Raw genomic sequence first — 1,030 nt, 5'->3', positions numbered from 1 at the left:
GCACCGTACGGGCGAGCAGATCGGCGCGGGCCCAACGCGCCACCACCGCCGGGGCGGTGTCCTCGGGCAGGGCGGCGAGCCGGGTGCCCAGGCGCTCCTCGACCAGCACCAGCAGCCGGTCGCGGGCGGCCGGGCTGAGCGTGTCGAAGCCGCCGCGCAGCGCGGGCAGCCGGTCCAGGAACGCGTCGTCCGACATCGAGGTGACCCGTTCCAGCAGCGGTTCGAGCGCCTCCGGCGCACTGTCGAACAGGCCCTCGGCCGCCGTCAGCAGGCCGACCAGCGCCCGGCCGAGCGCCTGCCGCGCCCGCACGTCGGTCGCCCCGTCCACCCAGGACGCGGCCCGGCCGCCGAACACCCCGGCCGGTTCCAGCCCGAGCAGCACCCGCACCGCCCCGGCCGCACCCCGCACCAACGGGCTCCCCCGCTCCGCGAGTTCGCGCAGCGCATGCCCGAGCCGCACCCCGCCGAGCCGATCCGCCCGGCGCGCCAGTTCCACCAACGCCCGTGCGTCCGCCGGATCGTCCGACCCGCCGACGCCCTCCAACTGCCGCACCGCGGCCACGGTCAGCACCTCCAGCGCCGCCTCCGGCGAGGCCGCCCCGGCGCCGGCACCCGCCGGGGCGGCGGGCAGGGCGACGCCCGTGACGGAAGGGGATGGGGCATTCTCCTTGTCTCCCGGATGAGTTGGCGAGGGCGCGCTCGATGACGACCCGACAGGCCCGGACGCGGGGACACCCAGGGCGACCCGAGGCGGCACCCCGGCAGACGAGGGCGCGGACACGCTACGGGGCACGGCGACGATCGACGGCTGCGCCTCAGCCGACAAGGGCGTGTGGGTGTCCGGGGTGTCCTGCTCAGCCGGGACGGCCGCTGCGGACGTCCCGGGCTGCGAGGGCGCGGGCACGGGGACGGCACCGGGCGTACCGGCACCCCCGCCTCCCGAACCGATCGGCGGCGATGGCTGCGCTCCGGCCGACACGGACGCGCCGCCCGGCGCAGGGGTGTCCTGGGCGGCGGGCGCGTGGCCGGG

At 78.5% G+C, this 1,030-nt stretch carries 1 protein-coding gene; it reads right to left on the bottom strand.

All coding sequences use genetic code 11. The features are described 5' to 3' along the window. A partial coding sequence (locus J0670_RS38640; protein ID WP_374223254.1) for a DUF5682 family protein occupies positions 1–571 on the bottom strand: 571 nt, incomplete at its 3' end. Between the last annotated feature and the right edge of the window lie 459 nt (positions 572–1,030).

It is taken from the genome of Streptomyces sp. FH025, from assembly GCF_017427025.1.
In the GTDB taxonomy this organism is placed as follows: Bacteria; Actinomycetota; Actinomycetes; order Streptomycetales; family Streptomycetaceae; genus Kitasatospora.
Note: the sequence above shows the minus strand (reverse complement) of the source record. Positions and strands in the feature narration are given on the sequence as shown.